Below are 15,803 nucleotides of genomic sequence, written 5' to 3' on the forward strand. Positions count from 1 at the left end.
CAGGTAAGTGAGCGCGACCACCGGAAGGCCGGATTTTTCAGCCTTCGACGGTTGACGTAAGCCGCAATCGGGGTAAGTGAGCGCTCATCATGGCTGGCAAACGCATCCCCGGTACCGAGCGCCGCGACCTGATCCTGGCCGCCGCGCGCCGCGTGTTTTCCCGCAGCGGCTTTCATGGCGCCAAGACCCTGCAAATCGCGCGCGAGGCGGGCGTGTCGGAAGCGCTGGTCTATCGGCACTTCCCGTCCAAGCTGTCGCTCTACCGCGCCGTGCTGCGCCAGATCTTTCGCGAGCAGGACGAGAACTATGCCGAAGTCGGCGTGGTCGAACCCAGCACGGCCGGGCTGATCAGCTCGCTGGACCGCTATTTCCGCAGCATCATCATGGACCCGCACGGGCCGGGGCGCGAAGGCTATCGGCTGACGCTGGCCAGCCTGTCTGGCGACGGCTATTTCGCCAGCCTGATCTATCGCCGTGCGCAGCGCCGCTCGCTGGGTGCGATCCGCGCCGCGCACGATGCCGCCCGCGCGGCCGGGGACGTGACAGGCGAACCGCTGACCATCGCCAACACCAACATGTTCATCGAACACATCGGCACCATGATCAACGCGATCGCGGTGCTCGACCCGGCCTCGCGCCCCTATGCCAACGATGGCGAGGCGCTGGTGCGCGAAGCGCTGTGGTTCTGCTGCCGGGGGCTGGGCCTGACCGACGAGGCGATCAGGCGGCACCTGGGTAGCTGAACCAGGGTTACTGGCCGATCATTTCGATCACTTCGATGACATGCCCTTCGGGGTCGAGGATGAAGGCGACCTTGATCCCGTATTCCGGCACCTCGCGGATCGGCTGGGGCACCGTGCCGCCATGCGCTATGGCCCGCTCGCACGTGGCGGCAAGGTCCGTGGCGACGAAGCCCTGCACCGCCTCGCCGGGCGGCGGCGGGTTGCCATCGGTATAGCTGATCATGGTGAAGGCCGGGCCGCCGGGATAGCTGGCCTGGTACATGATTTCCGAAATCGGGCGGCCCAGCATCGTGTCCTGGTGGCGGGCAAAGGGGATCAGGCCCAGCACCGCTTCATAGAACCGGGCCATCGCTTCCAGATCGGCGACGAACGTCTTGGCGAACATGTAGGTCATGCCAAAGTTGGAGCCAGCGGGGCGGGGATCGGTCATTGCAGGTTCCTTGTCAGGGTGGGAAGTCAACGGGGCGGCCAGCGCAGCCACAGGCTGTCAAAGCCCATGACCGAGCCGCCAAACGCGGCGCCCGGCGGCTGGGCCGGGTCAAGTTCGAAGTCCGGGATGCGCCGCAGCCATTCCTGCATCGAAACCATCACTTCGCGCTTGGCGAGGTGGGAGCCGATGCAGCGATGCGGGCCGACCCCGAACGTGACATGGACGTTGACCGCGCGGTCAAGGTCGATCGCCTGCGGGTTCTCGAACACGCGCTGATCGCGGTTGGCGATGGTGTTGGGCAACACGACGCGGTCGTTGCGGCGCAGCTGCACGCCGCGAAACTCGCAGTCGTGAGTCACCCGCCGGAACAGGCTGGACACTGCGTTGATCCGCATCAGTTCCTCGATCCCGCGCAGGAAGGCATCGGGATCGTCCAGCCGGTCGCGGAAATAGCGCCGCGCATCGGGCGTGGTCGCCAGATAGCGCCAGATATAGGCCAGCGTGTTCGTGACCGTATCCAGTCCGGCAACGAACAGCAGGAACCCGCAGTTGAGGATATCGGTCCAGTCGTGCGGCTGGCCGTTGGCGTCGCGCGCCAGCACGATGGTGCTGGCAATGTCGGTGCCGGGGCTGGCCTGCTTTTCGCGGAACAGCGCGTCCAGCACGGCATAGATTTGGGTGATGTTGTCCGCCCGCTCGGCCGGGGCGGTCGAGCGGAAGAACGTGCTGGCCAGCGCCAGGAATTCGTCCAGCCGCTCTTCCGGCAGCCCGAACAGGTGGAGGAACGTGCCGGTGGGATAGCGCGCCGCGAAATCGGCAATGAAATCGCATTGCCCGCGCGCCGCAAACCGGTCGATCAGGCCGGCGGCGCGGCGCTGCAATTCGTCCACCATCCCGCGCACCGCGATTGGCGTGAACAGCGGGGCCAGCAGCCGCCGGAAGACATTGTGCTCGGGCGGATCGACGCCTTGCGGCTGGACCACCGGGAACGGTTCGATCGGCGGAACCGGGGTCTGGTAGGTCGAAAAGACGGTGTGGTCGCGATAGGCCTCGACGATGTCGGCATAGTCCATCAGCACCCAGTGCCCGCCATTGCGCGGGGTGTAGAAGATGCTGGGCACGCCCTGCCGGACCAGATCGTGCCAGATCTCCGTCGGGTCGGCCATGCCGGGAGGCACCGCGAAGAAATCGAAATCGACCATCCGCTCTGGCGGCACATGGTCCGGGGCGGGTGGCTGGAAGTGCAGGGTCATGCCGCGCCCGTGGCGCTCTTGGCGATGCGCAGGGCGCCTTCCGGGCAATTGCGCACGGCCAGCCGCACGCGCGCTTCCAGTTCGGGCGGGAATTCCGGCTGGGCAATCACGCACTTGCCCTCGACCGCATCGGTAGCGAACACTTCCGGACACAAGTCCTCGCACCGCGCATGGCCCTGGCATCGGGCCAGATCGACCACCACCTTCATGCTCGCACCCTCTCGGTTCCCGGCCGATGCGAGAGCGCCCGGCCATGTTGTAAGTTGACACTCACATATCGGACGTCCACTCACAAGCAGGAATCGCCAGCATCGTAACGGCACGGCCTGCACGGTGAAAAATGGCACAAACGGAGGGGTTTCGATGTCTGGGCTGGACTTCGATTTTGTCATCGTCGGCGGCGGCGTGGCGGGCTGCGTGCTGGCCAACCGGCTCAGCGAGGACCCGGCCAACCGGGTGCTGCTGCTGGAAGCGGGCGGGACGGATTCCAGCCCGCTGATCGCGGCGCCGGGCGGATTGCTGCCGATCATGATGTCGGGCCGGTTCGCCTGGCCCTATGTTTCCGCCCCGCAGGCGCATCTGGATGGGCGCGTGCTCTATGTCCCGCGCGGCAAGGTGCTGGGCGGCGGGTCGTCGATCAATGGCATGGTCTATGACCGGGGCTTTCACAGCGATTACGACCGCTGGGTGGCAGAAGGAAACCCCGGCTGGTCGTTTGCCGATGTGCTGCCCTATTTCCGCAAGCTGGAAAGCTATGCCCCCAGCCGCGACGACTGGCATGGCGCGGATGGCCCGATCGCGGTGACGCGCGCGGGACAGGACCACCCCTTTGCTCAGGCGTTCATCGCTGCCGGGCAGCAGGCGGGCTATCCTTTTTGCGCGGACTTCAACGGCGCGCGTCGCGACGGATTCGGACCGGTCGACCTGACCGTGGGCCGGGGCCGCCGGTCCAGCGCGGCCAGTGCCTACTTGCGCCCGGTGCGCCGCCGCGCGAACCTGACCGTGCTGACCGGCGCGCACACCCGGAAGCTGTGTTTCGCTGGGCAGCGCGCGAGCGGGGTGGAGTTCCGCCACGGCGGGGAAACGCGCTTCGCCACCGCGCGGCGCGAGGTGATCCTTTCAGCCGGGGCGATCAACACGCCGCAGTTGCTGATGCTGTCCGGCCTGGGACCCGCCGCGCATCTGGCCGGGCACGGCATAGCCGTACGCGCCGATCTGCCGGGCGTGGGGCAGAACCTGCAGGACCATCTGGCCGCCCATGTCCGCTACCGCTCGACCAAGCCGTGGTCGATGCTGCGCTATCTCAATCCCCTGCGCGGGGCCGTGGCGATGGGCCAGTACCTGCTTACCCGCAGCGGCCCGCTGGCCGATCCGGGGATGTCGGCGGCGTGCTTCGTCCGCTCCGATCCGGCGCTGGCGGAACCGGACCTCAAGATGCTGCTGGTCTCGGCGCTGTTCAGCCACAACGGCAGCCGGCTGGTGCCGATGCACGGGTTCTATGCCCATATCAACGTCGCCCGCCCGCAGGCGCGCGGTGCGGTGACGCTGGCGGGGCCGGACCCGGATCAACCGCCAGTGATCGACCAGAACTACAACGGCACGGACGCAGACCGGATCGCCTTGCGCGAAGGGGTGCGGATTGCGCGGCGGATTTTCGCGCAGGCGGCCTTTGACGAGATGCGCGGCGAGGAGCTGGGGCCGGGCAGCGCCGTGCAGGACGATGCCGCGATCGACGCCTATATCCGCGCGAGCGCAGAGGCGGACTATCACTCGGTTGGCACCGCGCGCATGGGCGGTGACCCGCTGGCCGTGGTCGATCCGGAACTGCGCGTGCGCGGCGTCGCGGGGCTGCGGGTGGTCGATGCCTCGGTCATGCCACACCTGCCCGGCGGCAACACGGCGATTCCGGTGGCGATGATCGCCGAGAAGGCGGCGGACCTGATCCTGGGCCGCGCACCACCGCCACCCGCGCTGCTGCCGCAGGTGCAGCCATGAAAGTGCGGGCAATGGTCTGCCACGCCCCCGGCGCGCCCTTGGTGCTGGAGGAGCTGGACCTCGATCCACCTGCCGCCGGCGAAGTGCTGATCGAGATCATGGCCAGCGGGCTGTGCCACAGCGATCTTGGCCAGATCGAGGGCACCGCCGCGCCGTTTCCGTTCCCGGTGGTGGTCGGCCACGAAGGCGCTGGCATTGTCCGCGCCACGGGGCCGGGAGTGACCGGGCTGGCGGTGGGCGATCACGTGGTCCCGCTGTCGCTGGCGGAATGCGGCGAATGCACCGCATGCCAATCCGGGTGCACCAACCTGTGTGACCGGTTCATGGCCGAACTTGGCACGCAGACCCCGCGCTTTCGCCTGGGCGGGCGGCCCGTGGCGACATATGCCGGGGTCGGCTCGCTGGCGCAGTTCATCGTCATGCCAGAGCGCAACGTCGCCCGGATTCGCGCCGACGTTCAGTTCCATCTGGCCTGTACGGTCGGCTGCGCGGTCGCCACCGGGGTCGGGGCGGTGCGGAACACGGCGCGGGTCACGCCGGGCACCAGCGTGGCGGTGTTCGGGCTGGGCGGGATCGGCCTGAACGTTGTTCAGGGCGCCCGCCTCGCCGGGGCGTCGGTGATCATCGGCGTCGATCGCAACCCGGCGCGCGAGGCCAGCGCCGCCGCATTCGGCCTGACCCACTTCATCCCCGCCGATGGGCCAGACCCGGTTGCCGCGATCCGCACGCTGACGGCGGGCGGGGCCGACTACAGCTTCGAATGCGTCGGCAGCACGCGGACCATGCAGCAGGCGCTGTCCGCCACGCGTCCCGGCTGGGGCTGCTGCACCGTGCTGGGCGTTCCACCCGATGGCGAGGCGCTGGCCATCATCCCGTTCGAGCTGCAACTGGGGCGCACTTTGCTTGGCTCGTTCATGGGCAACATCAAGGGCCGCAGCGAGTTGCCCGCCCTGCTTGACCTGTTCGCATCGGGCCAGCTCAACCTGGCCGATCTCGTCACCCATCGCCTGCCGATGGCAGAGGTCAACGCCGGGTTCATGCTGATGAAAAGCGGCGCCGCGCTGCGCGTGGTGGTCAGTTTTCAGGAATGAACGCTCACCGGTTGGCGCGCCAGGCTTGGCCTCTGGGCGACAGATGCGGCGCAGGCACATGCTGGAAATTCGCGCCGCCCCAATGGAACGCCACGCGGTTGCCTGATGCGGACTCTTGAGGCGCAGGCCGCGGGCACATGGTGGCGGTGGTGACAGTCTGATGCGAAACGTTCTCTGCCGGTCAAGTGTTTCCTTGCCCTCAGCATCTCCTAGGCGGCGTGGCGGAATGGCGGAGTGGTCTGCTCACGTTTACCGGGCGGTTTGGTCATGCCGCCGGACCGCCCGTGCTGTTCGATACCAATCGTCGTCACCACCTATGCGTGGTTGGTAATCTTTCTGGACAAAAGTGCTTTCGTCGAAAGCTGTTGCGGTTCCAGGGTGAACGCCCCTCACTCTCGATCACTTAGTGGCCAATAGCGGTCCTTGACCAACCGCTTGTACAGCTTGCCGTTATCGAGCCGGGGCAGGGCGGGATCGAAATCGACCGAGCGCGGGCATTTGATCGGGCTGAGCTGCGCCTTGCAGAATGCGATCAGTTCGGCAGCGAAGGCGGGGGTTGCATCCGCCGGATCGAGCGGCTGGATCACTGCTTTGACTTCCTCGCCAAAATCCGCGTTCGGCACGCCAATCACCGCGGCATCGGCGACCTTGGGGTGGGTGATCAACAGATTTTCGACTTCCTGCGGATAGATGTTCACGCCGCCTGAGATGATCATGTAGCTCTTGCGGTCGGTCAGGAACAAATAGCCGTCGGCATCCAGATAGCCGACATCGCCCAGGGTCGACCAGCTCGGGTGCAGCGGGTTGCGGCTGTTGCGCGTCTTGTCCTCGTCACCCAGGTACTTGAAGTCCCAGCCGCCCTCGAAATAGACGGTGCCCTGCTCGCCCGTGGGCAGTTCGTTGCCGGTATCGTCGCAGATGTGGATCGTGCCCCAGCTGGCCCTGCCGACCGAACCGGGCTTTTCCAGCCATTCCGCGCTCGTGATCCCGGTCGACCCGTTGCCTTCGGAGCCGCCGTAGTATTCGAAAATGATCGGCCCGAGCCATGCGATCATCGCCTGCTTGACGGGGACGGGACAGGGCGCGGCGGCGTGGATCACGGTGCGCAGCGATGACAGGTCATATGCGGCGCGCTCCGCTTCGGGCAGCTTGAGCAGGCGCGAGAACATCGTCGGCACCATCTGCGTGATGGTCACGCCAAAGCGCTCGATCGCGGCCAGTGCCGGTTCGGGTTCGAACCTGGGCATTTGCACCACGGTCGCGCCCAGGCGGTGGCAGGTGGTGGTATAGGCCAGCGGCGCGGTGTGATAGAGCGGCGCGGGCGACAGATAGGTGTCCGCCGGGCCAAGCCCGTAGCGCCGGCCAATCTGCGCCGCGATCATGTGTTCGCCGGTCACCTCGCCTTCGGGCAGGGGCAGGCGCACGCCCTTGGGCTGGCCGGTGGTGCCGCTGGAATAGACCATGTGAAAACCGGGGCTTTCATCGGCAATCGGCCCTGCGGGCTGGCGGGCCAGCGCGGCGCGCAATTGATCGAGCGTCAGCACCGTCACGCCCGCGCGCGCCGGCAAGGTGGCCAGCCCCGGAATCGCCGGTGAAACCACCAGCAGCTTCGCGCCGGAATTGCCGATGATGTAGTCAGCCTCAGCCGCGGTCAGCGCGGTGGCGAGTGGGGTGATATAGGTCCCGGCGCGCTGGCCGGCCCAATAGACTTCGAACACTTCCGGGCAATTGGGCAGCCAATAGGCGATCCCGTCCCCGCGCGCGATCCCCAGCGACCGCAGCAGGTGCGCGCCGCGATTGGCGCGGTCCTCCAGCTCGCCATACGTCAGGCCGGGCGCGCCGTCGGTCATGATGACGGCGGGCCGATCGGGATCGGCCAGCGCGTGAAGGCGGGGGTGGGTCATCAGCGGATCGTGTACTTCTTGGCCTTGTCCGCCATCAGCGCGGCGCGGTCGACCTGGGGCACGCCCACCGGGTTGCCGATCTGCGGGTACTTGAGCGCGTTGGCGAGCGCGACCGAGCGCGGCATGTCGAGGCTGCTCCAGATCGCCTTGATCGAACCCTGGATCGCCGCCGGGGGCTTGGCCGCGATTTGCAGCGCCATTTCGTGCGCGCGGTCCCACAACCGGTCGAGCGGGACGACTTCGCTGACCAGCCCGATCGATTTGGCGTATTCCGCGCTCATCCGCTCATCATTGCCCAGCAGCACCATCCGCAGCACGTCGGCCAGCGGCATCTTGTAGGTCATGCCGATCGGCTCCAGCGCGCTGGTCATGCCGTATGTCACGTGGGGGTCGAAGAACGTGGCGTCTTCCGAAGCGATGATGATGTCGGCCTCGTTCAACCAATAGAACGCGCCGCCCGCAGCCATGCCGTGGACCGCGCAGATCATCGGCTTCCAGCACTGCATCGACTTGGGGCCCAGCTGATCGCCCGGATCGAAGCAGTGCCAGATGTTGTCGAGGTCGACCGCGGGGCGATCCCCCGCAACCGCGCCTTTCACATCGACCCCGGTGCAGAATGCCCGGCCCGGCGCGGCGCGCAGCACGGTTACGTGGATATCGTCATTCCACGAAATTTCGTGCCAGACGCGGGCGAAATCGTCCATCATCTGGCGGTTGAAGCTGTTCATCGCTTCGGGTCGGTTGATGGTGATCGTGGCGACATGATCGGCGACATCGAACAGGATAGTTTCGTAGGTCACGCTTGACTCTCTCCCGGCGCGAGTGTGTAAGAAGTGATGTTTAACGTAGTTATATAACTGGATGACCTGATGGCAAGTGCAATCCCTGCCGATCTGCGGGCAGAGGTAGAGCAGCAGACCGGCGCTGTCATCGCCGGCGAGCAGGCGCGCGGTGGCGGCGGTGCGTCGCGGCAAGGCGCGGAAGTGATGCTGCGCTATCCCGATGGGGCCGAGCGACGCTGCTATCTGGCGTGGGACGGGCGCGCGGGCGACCCTTCGCGGATGCCGTATTTTGAACGGGAGACGGCGATTCTGGCCGCGCTGTCCGGACCGTACCATGGCAGTGGCGTCACCGTGGCGCCGCTGGTCGGGACGTTTCCGTCGCATCTGGCGCTGCTGAGCGAATTCGTCAGCGGCAATGACCGGTTCCCGCAGGCCGAGGACAAGGCGGCGCTGGCCCGCGCCTTCGTGGGGCAGCTGGCGGCACTGCACCGGCTGGACGCGCGCAATCCGGCCTTTGCCGCGCTGGGCGATGCAACCGAACCGCCCGCCTCCCGGATTCGCGCCAACATCGCCCAGTGGCAGCGCACCAACCTGAGCGCTGGGGCCGATCCGATCTATCAGGTGGCGCTGGCCTGGCTGGCGCGCAACGTGCCGCCGGATCGCGGCCCCGCGGTGGTGCTGCACGGCGATGCCGGGCCGGGCAACTTCCTGTTCAATGGCAATGAAATCGCGGCGCTGGTCGATTGGGAGCTGACCCACCTGGGCGATCCGATGGAGGATCTGGCGCAAATCTGGGTGCGCAGCCTGATCCAGCCGTTCGTGCCGATGGCCGACGTGTTCGCGGCCTATGAGGCGGCGAGCGGCCAGCCGGTCGATCTGGCGCGGGTGAAGTATCACCGGCTCTATTTCCAGCTGTCGTTCTCGGTCCCCAGCGCGGCGCTGGCGAGCGGCGAAGGCTCCAGCATCGGCGCGACCGGCACCGGCCTGCTTTATGGCACCATGCACAAGCGGGTGATCGTGCAGTCGGTGGCGCAGCTGGCCGGGATCGCCGTGACCGATCCCGAACTGCCGCTGTGCGAGCCGGACTGGACCGACCGCTTCTTTGCCACTGCGCTGGCCGACCTCAGGGACGATATCGTCCCCGCCGCCGGCAACCAGCGCGCTGCTGCCAAGGCCAAGGAACTGGCGCGGTTGGTGAAGTTCTGGCGGATGCGCGCCAGCCACGGCGCGGCGTTCGATGCGGCGGAGCTGGCGGAGATCCGGGCGCTGATGCCGTCTGCCCCGGCTAATCTGAAAGGCGCCCGCGCCGCGCTGGCCGAGGCGATTGCCGCCGACGCGGTCGATTTCGCCGCGGCTGTGCAGCTGTGTCACAACCGCGTGGTGCGCGAAACCGCGATCATGGCCGATGCAATGGGTGGACTTGCCACCACCTGGTATGAGGATCTCGACTGATGGATTTCGATCTTTCCGACGAACAGAAAATGCTGGCCGAACAGGCGCGTGGCCTGTTGGCCGAGCGCACGCCTTACGATCACCTGCGCAAGCTGATCGACAGCGGGGCTGAATGGGACGAGCCGCTGTGGCGCGAACTGGGCGAAATGGGCTTCCTTGGCGCGAACATTCCCGAGGCCTTTGGCGGGCTTGGCATGAGCGAGCTGGACCTAGGCGTGATTTCGCAGGAACTGGGCCGGGTCAACGCGGCGGTGCCGTTCTTCTCCTCGATCGTGCTGGCCGCCGATGCGATCCGGCTGGCGGGCAGCGAGGCACAGAAGGCGCAGTGGCTGCCCAAACTGGCCAGCGGCGAAGTGGTGGCTTGCTTTGCCAGCGCGGAAGGCGCGGGGCCGGTGTTGGGACAGGGCGCGAGGCTGGCGGGCGGCAAGCTGAGCGGCACGAAGCAGCCGGTCGCCGATGCCGGGATCGCCAGTGTCGCCGTGGTGCAGGTGGGAGATGGACTGGCGCTCGTCCAGCTCGATCAACCCGGTGTGACCCGGACCAAGCTGGACAGCTTTGACCAACTGCGCAGCCATTACCGGATTGATTTCGACGGTGCCGAGGCCGAGGCCCTGCCCGGCAAGGACGCGCTGCCGACCTTGCTTGACCGCGCGGCGGTGCAAGCCGCGTTTGAAGCGGTGGGCGGTTCGGAAGCCTGCCTCGCCATGGGCCGGAACTACGTGATGGAGCGGCAGATGTTCGGCCGTCCGCTGGGCGGCTATCAGGCGATCAAGCACAAGCTGGCCGACGTGGCGGTGGCAATCGAACTGGCGAAATCGAACGCCTATTTTGCGGGCTGGGCGGCGGAGGCTTCGGCGGATGACTTGCCCGGCGCGGCGGCGGCGGCGCGGCTGACCGCGATCAAGGCCTTCGAACTGGCCGCGCGCGAGAACCTGCAGGTCCACGGCGGGATCGGCTATACCTTTGAGGCCAACTGCCACTTCTATTACCGGCGCGAGCGCCTGCTGGCGGTGATCGTCGGCAATCGCGGATACTGGGCGAACCGCCTGCTGAACGCCCAGAGCGGCTCGCAAGAAAAGGCTGCCTGAGATGGACTTCAACGATACCCCCGCCGAAGCCGCCTTCCGCGCCGAGGCGCAAAGCTGGCTCGCTGCCCACGCCCCCGCGCACGAACTGCCCACCGGCATCAAGCTGGCCGACACCGAGGAGGCCGCACGTGGCCGCGCCTGGATGCGCGAGCTTTACAACGGCGGCTGGTCCGGGCTGACCTTCCCCAAGGCGCTGGGCGGGCGGGGCCTGTCCGGCATCGAGGCGGTGATCTTTGCCGAAGAGGAGGGTAAGTATCACCTGCCCAAGGGCCCGTTCACCTCGATCGGCACCGGCATGGCCCTGCCGGTGATCGCCAAGCACGGTAACGACGCCCAGCGCGCGCAGTTCATCGAACCGACGCTGAAGGGCGACATTACCTGGTGCCAGCTGTTCTCCGAGCCCTCGGCCGGGTCCGACCTTGCCGCGCTGCGCACCAAGGCGGTGCGCGCGGACGATGGTTCGGGCGACTGGATCGTCAACGGGCAGAAGGTCTGGTCCAGCTGGGCGCACCTGACCGACTGGGGCATCCTGGTGGTCCGCACCGATCCCACCGTACCCAAGCACAAGGGGCTGACCTTCTTCGTGGTCGACATGAAGACGCCCGGCATCGAAACGCGCCCGATCCGCCAGATTTCGGGGATGAGCGAATTCAACGAAACCTTCCTCACCGATGTGCGCATCCCCGATGCCAACCGCCTTGGTGCTATTGGCGAGGGCTGGGCCTGCTGCATGACCGTGCTGATGGGCGAGCGGCTGGGCTCTGGCGCGCACCGCAGCGGGGTTGAGCCGCTGCTGGCGCTGGCGGGCAAGACTCCGGCGGGCGATGGCTCGACCATGCTGGATGACAAGGCCGTGCGCCTCGCGCTGGCCGATGCCCTGGCCGAGGAGCAGGGCGAACGCTTCTTCCAGGCACGGCTGCGCACCATGGTGTCCAAGGGCGAGAATCCCGGCGCGATGGCCGGGATGATCAAGCTGGCCTATGCCGGGCGGCAGCAGAAAGTGCTGGGCCTGGGCATGGAATTGCGCGGGCTGGATGCGATTGCCGCCGATCCGTCAGACAGCGTCACGCCCGACCTGCAATATGATTACATCTATTCCACCGTGATGCGCATTGCGGGCGGCGCGGACGAAGTGCTGCGCAACCAGATCGCCGAGCGCGTGCTGGGCATGCCGGGCGAGGTGCGGATGGACAAGGATGTCCCGTTTGAACAATTGAAGTGACCATGAAGTACATCCGTCTTGGCCGCACCGGCCTCAAAGTGTCGCGCCTCTGCCTCGGCTGCATGAGCTTTGGCGAACCCGGGCAGGGTGCCCATCCGTGGGTGCTGGATGAGGCCGCCAGCCGCGCGATCATTGCCCGCGCGGTAGAGGCCGGGATCAACTTCTTCGATACCGCAAACGTCTATGCCGATGGTGCGTCCGAGGAAATCACCGGGCGCGCGCTGAAGGATTTCGCGCGGCGCGACGAAGTGGTGATCGCGACCAAGGCCTGGGGTGCTTGGGGCAAAGGTCCGAACCAGGGCGGCCTTTCGCGCAAGGCGCTGTTCCAGGCAGTGGATGACAGTCTGCGCCGGCTCGGCACCGATTATATCGACCTCTACCAGATCCACCGCTGGGACAATGAAACCCCGATCGAGGAGACGCTCGAGGCGCTGAACGACATCATTCGGGCAGGCAAGGCGCGCTACATCGGTGCATCTTCGATGTATGCCTGGCAGTTCCAGAAGGCACTGCTGGTGTCGGAGCGCAACGGCTGGGCGCGGTTCGTATCGATGCAGAACCACCTCAACCTGCTCTACCGCGAGGAAGAGCGCGAGATGCTGCCGCTCTGCGTAGAGGAAGGCATTGGGGTCATCCCGTGGAGTCCGCTGGCGCGCGGCCGCCTGACCCGGCCCTGGGGCGAGGTGACCGCCCGTTCGGGCAGCGACCGCTTTGGCAAGATGCTTTATGCCCGCACCGAGGACAGCGACCGGCAGGTTGTGGAAGCCGTCGCGGCCATCGCTGGCGCGCGCGGCGCGCCGATGGCGCAGGTCGCGCTGGCGTGGGTGCTGGCCAAGGCCGAGGTCACGGCGCCGATCATTGGCGTGACCAGACTGGCCCAGTTGGAGGACGCACTTGCCGCCCTGGACCTGCGGCTGACTGCGGAAGAAATCGCTGTCCTGGAAGCGCCTTACGTGCCCCACCCGGTGCTGGGGCACAACTGAGGCCGACCTCAGCCCGCCGCGCGGCGGGCCTTGGCGGCTTCGGTCAGCGGACCGACCAGTTCCTTTTTCAGGATCTTGCCGTTCGGGTTCAGCGGCATTTCGTCCAGCACCAGCAGCGTGCGCGGCACCTTGTTGTCGGCCAGGTGCTGGCGGCAGAATGCGATGATTTCGTCCGGTGTGGCGGACTGGCCGGGGCGCAGGGTCACGGCCGCAGCGATATCTTCGCCCAGCACCTCGTGTTCCACGCCAACCACGGCGGCCTGCTGCACGGCCGGGTGCTGGTGCAGCGCGGTTTCGATTTCCAGCGGGGTGATGTTGTAGCCGCCCCGGATGATCAGTTCCTTTGACCGGCCCGCCATGATCAGGTCGCCGTCGTGATCAACGTAGCCAAGATCGCCGGTCTTGGTCCACCCGCCGATAAAGCTGGCGGCGGTGGCTTCGGGATCGTTCCAGTAGCGCCGGGCGTGCTTCTGGAAGCCATAGATTTCACCCACAACGCCGGGCTGGGTCACGACATTCCCCGCCTCGTCGCGCAATTGCATATGCGGGGGCAGCTTGCCGACGCAGCCGGGCTTCAGCACTTGTTCGCGGGTGGTTGTGCCCACGCCGATGCCGCCTTCGGACATCCCATAGCTGTTGCGCATCCGCACGTGCGGCCACAAGTCCAGCGCGCGCTTGACCGAATCGTGCGGTAGCGGCGCAGTGCCGGTCATCAGGTATTTCACGCCCGCGAAATCGTAGTTGGCGACGTCCGGATGATCGAGGATCAGGCGCAGCATCGAGGGCACCAGGTAGACCAGGTCCGGCTGCTTTTCCTTGACCAGTTCGAGGAAGCCCTTGGGATCGAACTTCGGCTGGGTGATCGCGGTGGCCCCGCCGCGCGCGGGCAGCATGACGATGCCCAGGTTCCCGCCCGAGCCGGTCAACGGCAGCGCGTTCAGCGTGGAGCGCGATTTGTCCATGTTGGTGCCGGTCACGCCCTTCATCAGGTCCGGGTGTGACACTACGACGCCCTTGATCTTGCCGGTGGTCCCGCTGGTGCCAAGGATTTCGGCGTCAGCTTCGGGATCAAGGCTGGCTTGATCGGGCAGCGCCGCCAGATTGCGCGGCATGGCGTCCACCGTCCAGCAGCCGTCGAGCTTCAGTCCCGCCACCACGTCCGGCACGTCGGTGATGCACCAGCGCGGGGTGGTCAACTCGGCAAAGTCGGCGATTTCCTTGGCGTTCAGGCGCGTATTGATCGGGCAGGCAATCCCGCCGGCGCGGAATACCGCGAATACCGCGGTCGCCATTTCCACGGCATGGGCATTGCTGATCGGCAGGAACACCCGGTCCCCCGGAACCAGCCCCGCCGCGGCCAGCCCGCCGCCAATCTCATCCGCCTCGCGGTCCCATTCAGCATAGGTAATCTGCCGGTTGATGCCGTCGTGCGCGATCTCGCCCGCCTGGTGCTGTGCCCGCACCTTCAGCGCATCGCTGATCCGCCTGACCTGACCCATCCTGAAAATCCCTTGCCTGCTTACCCGGCTTCTATTACCTAGTTATACAACTGGGATCAAGGAGCGATTGCCGTGAGCGAAGCAAAGACCGACATCAAACAGAGCGAAGAATGGCAAAAGGCCGTCGCCTATAAGATTCTGGACGAAGATGTCGAACGGCAGCGCAAGCTGATCGGCGTCTGGGAACCCCAGAAGACGGCCGAATATGTCCAGACTGCGTCGGAAGATTCGATTCGCAACTGGGCCTATGGCTGCGGCGATGACAATCCGCTGTTCACCGACCCCGCCTATTCCCGCAAGACCCGCTGGGGCGGGGTGATCGCGCCGGGCATGATGGTCGGCCAGATCAACAAGCCGATGAAGGGCGATCCGACTCCGCCGGAAGTGAAGGCCCTGAAAAAGAGCCTGTTCAAGGGTATTCACGTGTTCGTGTCGGGTTCTGGCTGGAATTTCTATCGCCCGGTTCGCCCCGGCGACACGATCTACAGCTATGGCGGCGACCTGACCTGCGAGGTCAAGCAGAGCGAATTTGCCGGCCGGTCCGTGATCATCACCAGCCGCCGCGTCAAAGTGAACCAGCGCGCCGAAGTGGTCGCCACCTATGACATCCTGCGCGTCCTTACCGAGCGCAAGACGGCGGTGAAAAAGGGCAAGAACCTGTCGATTCAGCCTGCCACGTATACCGACGACGAATGGGCCGAGATTGAGGCCGCCTATGCCGCCGAACAGGTGCAGGGCAGTGCCAAGCGCTATTTCGAGGATGTTGAAAAGGGCGATTCGCTGGGCTTGCAGATCAAGGGGCCACTGACGGTGACCGATGTGATCTGTTTTCATGCAGCGGGCTATGGCTTCACGCCTTATGCTCCCACCGCCAACCGCCGCGCGCACAAGAACCGTCAGCGCATTCCGGCGTTCTATGTCAAGAACGAGCACGGCATTCCCGACGTCGCCCAGCGGCTCCACTGGGACCCGGTGTGGGCCCAGGCGATCGGCAATCCGATGGCATACGACTATGGGGTGATGCGCGAAAACTACTTGTGGCAGTACCTCAACGACTGGGCGGGCGACGATGGGATCATCACCCACGTCCACGACGAAATCCGCAAGTTCAACTTCATGGGCGACGTGCAGCGCGTCACGGGTGAAGTGCTGGGCAAGCGGACCGAAAACGGGCAGAACCTAGTCGATGTGGCCGTCCGGTTCGTCAACCAGCGCGGCGAGGAGTCCGTCCGCTCGACCGCGACGATCGCGTTGCCGAGCAAGGACAAGCCGCTGCCGCTATATCCGGAAGTACCGGCCGACATTGCGGAAACCGCTGTGCGGATGATGGCGCGGCACTGGGAACTGGGTGGGGAATAATC

At 66.2% G+C, this 15,803-nt stretch carries 14 protein-coding genes; 8 read left to right on the top strand and 6 right to left on the bottom strand.

Annotated features, from left to right (window positions below; genetic code table 11):
• Window positions 1–89: 89 nt before the first annotated feature.
• Window positions 90–743, top strand: coding sequence for a TetR/AcrR family transcriptional regulator (locus tag IE113_RS13830; RefSeq protein WP_189542484.1), 654 nt, complete (start codon window positions 90–92; stop codon window positions 741–743).
• A 7-nt stretch (window positions 744–750) separates the two neighbouring features.
• Here IE113_RS13830 and IE113_RS13835 read toward each other — a convergent pair whose 3' ends face one another.
• Genes IE113_RS13835 through IE113_RS13845 form a run of 3 tightly spaced genes read right to left on the bottom strand, consistent with a single transcriptional unit; the run spans window position 751 to window position 2,635 of the window.
• Window positions 751–1,173 carry a VOC family protein gene (locus IE113_RS13835; protein WP_189542486.1) on the bottom strand — a complete coding sequence of 141 codons (423 nt, stop codon included), beginning with the start codon at window positions 1,171–1,173 and terminating at the stop codon, window positions 751–753.
• Window positions 1,174–1,199: 26 nt separating this feature from the next.
• Window positions 1,200–2,426 carry a cytochrome P450 gene (locus tag IE113_RS13840; RefSeq protein ID WP_189542488.1) on the bottom strand — a complete coding sequence of 409 codons (1,227 nt, stop codon included), beginning with the start codon at window positions 2,424–2,426 and terminating at the stop codon, window positions 1,200–1,202.
• Window positions 2,423–2,635, bottom strand: a complete 213-nt coding sequence (locus tag IE113_RS13845) for a ferredoxin (protein ID WP_189542490.1) — start codon at window positions 2,633–2,635, stop codon at window positions 2,423–2,425. Before IE113_RS13845 ends, IE113_RS13840 begins: the two co-directional genes overlap by 4 nt.
• Before the next feature lie 154 nt (window positions 2,636–2,789).
• Between IE113_RS13845 and IE113_RS13850 the strand changes: the two genes are divergently transcribed.
• Together IE113_RS13850 and IE113_RS13855 are read left to right on the top strand one after the other, a co-directional pair.
• Window positions 2,790–4,421 (top strand): GMC family oxidoreductase, encoded by a 1,632-nt coding sequence (locus IE113_RS13850; protein ID WP_189542492.1) that lies wholly within the window; start codon window positions 2,790–2,792, stop codon window positions 4,419–4,421.
• Complete coding sequence (locus IE113_RS13855; RefSeq protein ID WP_189542494.1) at window positions 4,418–5,512, top strand: zinc-binding dehydrogenase; 1,095 nt, start codon at window positions 4,418–4,420, stop codon at window positions 5,510–5,512. Before IE113_RS13850 ends, IE113_RS13855 begins: the two co-directional genes overlap by 4 nt.
• Before the next feature lie 389 nt (window positions 5,513–5,901).
• Here IE113_RS13855 and IE113_RS13860 read toward each other — a convergent pair whose 3' ends face one another.
• Together IE113_RS13860 and IE113_RS13865 are read right to left on the bottom strand one after the other, a co-directional pair.
• Entirely contained in the window at window positions 5,902–7,416 is a 1,515-nt protein-coding gene (locus IE113_RS13860) for an acyl-CoA synthetase (protein WP_189542496.1), read from the bottom strand.
• Window positions 7,416–8,216, bottom strand: coding sequence for an enoyl-CoA hydratase/isomerase family protein (locus IE113_RS13865; RefSeq protein ID WP_189542498.1), 801 nt, complete (start codon window positions 8,214–8,216; stop codon window positions 7,416–7,418). The genes IE113_RS13860 and IE113_RS13865 overlap by 1 nt, the downstream gene beginning before the upstream one ends.
• A gap of 69 nt (window positions 8,217–8,285) precedes the next feature.
• Here IE113_RS13865 and IE113_RS13870 point away from each other — a divergent pair, with 69 nt between their 5' ends.
• The 4 genes from IE113_RS13870 to IE113_RS13885 are packed head-to-tail and all read left to right on the top strand — an operon-like array spanning window position 8,286 to window position 12,943.
• Window positions 8,286–9,650 (top strand): phosphotransferase family protein, encoded by a 1,365-nt coding sequence (locus IE113_RS13870; protein WP_189542501.1) that lies wholly within the window; start codon window positions 8,286–8,288, stop codon window positions 9,648–9,650.
• Window positions 9,650–10,738 carry an acyl-CoA dehydrogenase family protein gene (locus tag IE113_RS13875; protein ID WP_189542503.1) on the top strand — a complete coding sequence of 363 codons (1,089 nt, stop codon included), beginning with the start codon at window positions 9,650–9,652 and terminating at the stop codon, window positions 10,736–10,738. The genes IE113_RS13870 and IE113_RS13875 overlap by 1 nt, the downstream gene beginning before the upstream one ends.
• A 1-nt stretch (window position 10,739) precedes the next feature.
• On the top strand, window positions 10,740–11,960 hold the full coding sequence (locus IE113_RS13880; RefSeq protein ID WP_189542505.1) for an acyl-CoA dehydrogenase family protein: 1,221 nt from the start codon (window positions 10,740–10,742) through the stop codon (window positions 11,958–11,960).
• Between the two features lie 2 nt (window positions 11,961–11,962).
• A complete protein-coding gene (locus IE113_RS13885; RefSeq protein ID WP_189542507.1) occupies window positions 11,963–12,943 on the top strand; it encodes an aldo/keto reductase in 981 nt (326 codons plus the stop codon).
• Window positions 12,944–12,951: 8 nt separating this feature from the next.
• On the opposite strand, the gene IE113_RS13890 is transcribed toward IE113_RS13885, so the two are convergent.
• Complete coding sequence (locus IE113_RS13890) at window positions 12,952–14,442, bottom strand: class I adenylate-forming enzyme family protein (RefSeq protein WP_189542509.1); 1,491 nt, start codon at window positions 14,440–14,442, stop codon at window positions 12,952–12,954.
• Window positions 14,443–14,514: 72 nt separating this feature from the next.
• Between IE113_RS13890 and IE113_RS13895 the strand changes: the two genes are divergently transcribed.
• Window positions 14,515–15,801 carry an FAS1-like dehydratase domain-containing protein gene (locus IE113_RS13895; RefSeq protein WP_229822517.1) on the top strand — a complete coding sequence of 429 codons (1,287 nt, stop codon included), beginning with the start codon at window positions 14,515–14,517 and terminating at the stop codon, window positions 15,799–15,801.
• Window positions 15,802–15,803: the final 2 nt, after the last annotated feature.

This window comes from Novosphingobium arvoryzae, assembly GCF_014652615.1.
In the GTDB taxonomy this organism is placed as follows: Bacteria; Pseudomonadota; Alphaproteobacteria; order Sphingomonadales; family Sphingomonadaceae; genus Novosphingobium; species Novosphingobium arvoryzae.

What these genes read in the sequence shown, in the direction of transcription:
- IE113_RS13840 (WP_189542488.1), bottom strand. Translation starts at nt 2,426, where the DNA reads ATGACCCTGCACTTCCAGCCACCCGCCCCGGACCATGTGCCGCCAGAG.
- IE113_RS13885 (WP_189542507.1), top strand. Translation starts at nt 11,963, where the DNA reads ATGAAGTACATCCGTCTTGGCCGCACCGGCCTCAAAGTGTCGCGCCTC.
- IE113_RS13855 (WP_189542494.1), top strand. Translation starts at nt 4,418, where the DNA reads ATGAAAGTGCGGGCAATGGTCTGCCACGCCCCCGGCGCGCCCTTGGTG.
- IE113_RS13835 (WP_189542486.1), bottom strand. Translation starts at nt 1,173, where the DNA reads ATGACCGATCCCCGCCCCGCTGGCTCCAACTTTGGCATGACCTACATG.
- IE113_RS13880 (WP_189542505.1), top strand. Translation starts at nt 10,740, where the DNA reads ATGGACTTCAACGATACCCCCGCCGAAGCCGCCTTCCGCGCCGAGGCG.
- IE113_RS13870 (WP_189542501.1), top strand. Translation starts at nt 8,286, where the DNA reads ATGGCAAGTGCAATCCCTGCCGATCTGCGGGCAGAGGTAGAGCAGCAG.
- IE113_RS13850 (WP_189542492.1), top strand. Translation starts at nt 2,790, where the DNA reads ATGTCTGGGCTGGACTTCGATTTTGTCATCGTCGGCGGCGGCGTGGCG.
- IE113_RS13890 (WP_189542509.1), bottom strand. Translation starts at nt 14,442, where the DNA reads ATGGGTCAGGTCAGGCGGATCAGCGATGCGCTGAAGGTGCGGGCACAG.
- IE113_RS13830 (WP_189542484.1), top strand. Translation starts at nt 90, where the DNA reads ATGGCTGGCAAACGCATCCCCGGTACCGAGCGCCGCGACCTGATCCTG.
- IE113_RS13845 (WP_189542490.1), bottom strand. Translation starts at nt 2,635, where the DNA reads ATGAAGGTGGTGGTCGATCTGGCCCGATGCCAGGGCCATGCGCGGTGC.
- IE113_RS13875 (WP_189542503.1), top strand. Translation starts at nt 9,650, where the DNA reads ATGGATTTCGATCTTTCCGACGAACAGAAAATGCTGGCCGAACAGGCG.
- IE113_RS13860 (WP_189542496.1), bottom strand. Translation starts at nt 7,416, where the DNA reads ATGACCCACCCCCGCCTTCACGCGCTGGCCGATCCCGATCGGCCCGCC.